The sequence below is a fragment of the Cognatilysobacter terrigena genome (genome assembly GCF_004361065.1).
In the GTDB taxonomy this organism is placed as follows: Bacteria; Pseudomonadota; Gammaproteobacteria; order Xanthomonadales; family Xanthomonadaceae; genus Cognatilysobacter; species Cognatilysobacter terrigena.
Window position 1 is genome coordinate 1 of the sequence record NZ_SELT01000051.1, and the last position, 1,943, is coordinate 1,943.

General features: G+C 70.3%; 1 protein-coding gene. It reads left to right on the forward strand.

All coding sequences use genetic code 11. From position 1 onward, the window contains the following. Positions 1-1,767, forward strand: a 1,767-nt coding sequence (locus EVS83_RS15750; RefSeq protein WP_208108772.1) for a beta strand repeat-containing protein, incomplete at its 5' end; no start/stop codon positions are given. Between the last annotated feature and the right edge of the window lie 176 nt (positions 1,768-1,943).

Consider the following 1,943-nt stretch of genomic DNA (forward strand, 5'->3'; position numbering starts at 1 on the left):
GGCACGGGCAAGACGGTCACCGTGTCCGGCGCCACGCTGTCGGGCGCAGACGCGGGCAACTACACGCTCACGCTGCCGGCGTCCGCGCTCGGCGACATCCTGCAGAAGGCGCTGACGGGCACGCCCGTCGTCACCACGAAGACGTACGACGGCACGACTGCGGGCAGCGGCACGATCGGTCTGACGGGCGTCGTCGCCGGCGACAGTGTCGGTGCGACCGGCACGTTCACGTACGCCGACAAGAATGCGGGCACCGGCAAGACGGTCACCGTCGCGGGCGCGACGCTTAATGGTGCCGACGCCGGCAACTACACGCTCACGGTTCCCGCCAGCGTGCTGGGCGACATCCTGCAGAAGGCCATCAACGGCACTGCAACCGTCGCGACGAAGACCTACGACGGCACCACCAGCGGCAACGGCACGATCGCGCTTACCGGCGTCGTCGCTGGCGACGACCTCGGTGCCTCGGCGACGTTCACCTTCGCCGACAAGAACGCGGGCTCGGGCAAGAACGTCACCGTCAGCGGCGTGGCGTCGAACGGCGCGGATGCCGGCAACTACGTCGTCAACGTGCCGGCCTCGGCGCTCGGCGACATCCTGCGCAGGGCGATCACCGGCACGGTGACGGTCAACACGAAGACCTACGACGGCACGACCGCCGCAACCGGCACGTTCGGCCTGGCCGGCACGGTCGCGGGCGACGATGTCGGCGCGACCGGCACGTTGGCGTTCGCCGACAAGAACGCGGGCACCGGCAAGACGGTCAACGTCTCCGGTACTGCGCTCACCGGCACCGACGCGGGCAACTACACGCTCACCGCGCCGGCCACCGCCACCGGCACGATCCTGCAGAAGGCGCTCACGGGCACGCCGACGGTCGCGACCAAGACGTACGACGGCAACACCGCCGGCACCGGCTCGATCGCGTTGAACGGCGTCGTCGCGGGCGACACCGTCGGCGCGGCCGGTACGTTCACGTATGCCGACAAGAACGCCGGCACGGGCAAGCTCGTCACCGTCAGCGGCGTCACGTTGAGCGGGGTCGACGCGCGCAACTACACGATCGGCGTGTCGGCCTCGGCGCTCGGCGACATCCTGCGCAAGTCGATCACCGGCACGGCGACCGTCAACAGCAAGACCTACGACGGCACGCGCACGGGCACCGGTTCGATCGCGTTGAACGGCGTGGTCGCCGGCGACACCGTCGGCGCCACCGGCACCTACACCTTCAGCGACGCGAACGCCGGCACCGGCAAGACCGTCGCCGTCGGTGGTGTCGCGCTGAACGGTACGGATGCCGGCAACTACACGGTGGTGGTGCCGGGTTCGACGGTCGCGGACATCCTGCGTCGCGCCATCACCGTTACCGCCAACCCGCTGACCAAGCTGCAGGCCACGCCAGATCCGACGCTGAGCTATGGCGTCACGCAGGGCTCGCTGGTGGCGGGCGACACGCTGTCGGGCAGCCTGGTGCGTGCGCCGGGCGAAACGGCGGGCCAGTACGTGATCGGGCAGGGCACGCTCAATGCGTCGGCGAACTATCAGCTCACGTTCGTCGGCTCGACGCTGACCATCGTGCCGCTGGCGCTGGACCCGAGCGACGGCGCGGCGCTCACCGCGACCGTGGGCGAGGTGGTGCGTTATCTCGACGAGACGAACACTTCGTCCGATCGAGACGCTGCTCCGCTCGAGATCGTCGACGACCGTCGCCCGTGCGATCCGACCGACGACCGCGCGAACGCGTGCGGCGCAGGCCGCCCGCACTGAGTCATCGGTTCCAACCGCAGTAAACGACGAGCCCGGCCATGCGCCGGGCTCGTCGCATGCGCGCGGCGGTCAGTCCGCCGGCACCGTGCGCCCCTGCGCCCACTCGCGCAATGCGGCCACGCGCTCGCCCATCACCACCGACAACGGGCGCGTGTTGCGCAGCTCGGCTCGCAGGG